This is a genomic window from Alphaproteobacteria bacterium (genome assembly GCA_035625915.1).
Taxonomy (GTDB): domain Bacteria; phylum Pseudomonadota; class Alphaproteobacteria; order JACZXZ01; family JACZXZ01; genus DATDHA01.
The window spans coordinates 1-2,017 of sequence record DASPOR010000126.1 but is presented as its reverse complement, the minus strand read 5'-3'; the positions used below and the strand labels follow the sequence as shown (position 1 = coordinate 2,017).

Sequence of the window (2,017 nt, the reverse complement as noted above, 5' to 3'; positions counted from 1 at the left end):
ATCGATCGAACTGATCCACTCCCCGCCGGATTTGATGACATCCTTGAGACGATCGACGATCTGGAGATAACCGCGCGGATCGATCGTGGCGACGTCGCCGGTGCGAAGCCAGCCATCCTTGTCGAGGGCGGCGTGAGTCGCGGCCTCGTCACGGAAGTAGCCGCGAGCAATCCAATGGCCGCGGACGTGGAGTTCACCCGCCGATTGGCCGTCCCAGGGCAGCTCCGCACCGTCGTCGTCGACCACCTTGATATCGATGAAGCAGCGGCCTCGACCCTGTTTGGCCGTGTAGACGGCGCGCTCATCGTAGGCAAGGTTCCGTTCGCGCGCGGGCAATGTGCTGTTGGTGGCGGAAGCGCTCGTCTCGGTCATCCCCCAACCGTGCATGACGGGAATGCCGAATTCGCGTTCGAATGCATCGATCATGGCCGGCGAAGCGGCAGCACCGCCGATGCCGATCGAGCGCAGGGCCGGAAGTCGCTTGCCCGTGCGGCGCATATGGTCGATGAGCGACGCCCAAACAGTTGGAACACCGGCCGACACGGTAACGGCCTCGTCGGCGAGGAGGGCGTAGAGGCTCTCGCCATCGAGCTTGGCGCCCGGCATCACGAGCTTCGAACCGCCGAGCGGCGCACCGAAGGGAATGCCCCAAGCGTGCACGTGAAACATGGGCACCACCGGCAGGACGGCGTCGGCGGAGCCATATCCGACCGCATCGCGATGACAGATGTTCATCGCATAGATCATGTTCGAGCGGTGACTGTAGAGGACGCCCTTGGGATGGCCGGTCGTACCGGAAGTATAACAAAGCGACGCAGCCGCCCGTTCGTCGAGCCGCGGCCAGTCGTAGCACTCGGGCAAGCCAGCAAAGAATGCCTCGTAACAGCGCAGACCGGAAAGCGACGTCGCCGGCATGTGCGCCTCGTCGGTCAGGACCACCACGGCTTCGACGGTCTTGAAGGCCGGTGCAAGGCGCTCCAGGATTGGAAGGAACGTCAAGTCGGTGAAGATGATCCGATCTTCGGCGTGATTCACGATGTATGCGATCTGATCGTCGTGCAGTCGCGGGTTGATCGTATGGCAGACCGCGCCGATTCCGGGGATCGCGTAATAGAGCTCGAGGTGGCGGTGCGTGTTCCAGGCGAGGGTCGCGACCCGGTCTCCCTCGCGAATCCCGAACCGCCCGAGTGCGTGTGCGAGCTGAGCCGTGCGGGCGAAGCAACGGCGATAGTCGTAACGGTGAATCGGCCCTTCCACGGTACGCGTCACAATCTCCGTGTCGCCGTGATAGCGTGCTGCATACTCGAGCAAGGTGATGAGAAGCAGCGGGGTATCCATCATCATGCCGTAAAGCGCCGCCATCGCTTGCTCTATCCTTCTTTTCCCCGTTCTCGCTCCGAAGCGCTCAGCTTCCAACGCCCGAAATAATCGGCCCGAAAAGCTGCCACGTCTTGCCGTCGAATTTCTGAAGCTGCATCTGCTTGATCGGCGCGTAGTCCGTCGGGCTCGTCGAGATCTCGATGCCCGGCAGCAACATCGGCAGCTTGAGGCCCTTAACATTGGCCGCTTCCTTCATCACGTTCTCGCGCGTGAGGTTGTCGCCGCATTGCTTGAGCACCTCGACCATGTTCTGCGCTACCGTGTAACCGTAGACGGCGAACGTGTTCGCGATGTCCACGTCCGGATTGTATTTCTTCATCCATGCGAGCCAGTCATTGTATTCGGGCGTGTTCTGCCATTGCGGATCGGTCGGGTCCTTGAGGTAGTAGGACGAGATCACACCGATGCCTTTTTCGACGCCGGCCGGTTGCATCACCGAACTCACGGACGTGGAGACATTGGTGAGGATGTGGAGCGCCTTCCATTCGATGTCGTAGGTCTTGCGGATCGCCTGGGCGGCGAATTTGGGTGTGGTTGCATCGACAAGCACGTTCGCACCGCTCGCCTTGAGGGCGACGATCTGCGAGTCGACCGTCGGCTCGGACACCTCGTAGGACTTGGTGGCGACGATGACCTT

The 2,017-nt window shown here is 61.6% G+C and carries 2 protein-coding genes; both read right to left on the bottom strand.

Features of this window, described 5'->3' with window-relative positions; translation table 11 throughout:
* On the bottom strand, window positions 1–1,362 hold a 1,362-nt coding region (locus VEJ16_10640; GenBank protein HYB10118.1), incomplete at its 3' end, for a long-chain fatty acid--CoA ligase.
* Between the two features lie 43 nt (window positions 1,363–1,405).
* The coding region (locus VEJ16_10635; GenBank protein ID HYB10117.1) for an ABC transporter substrate-binding protein at window positions 1,406–2,017 on the bottom strand (612 nt) is incomplete at its 5' end.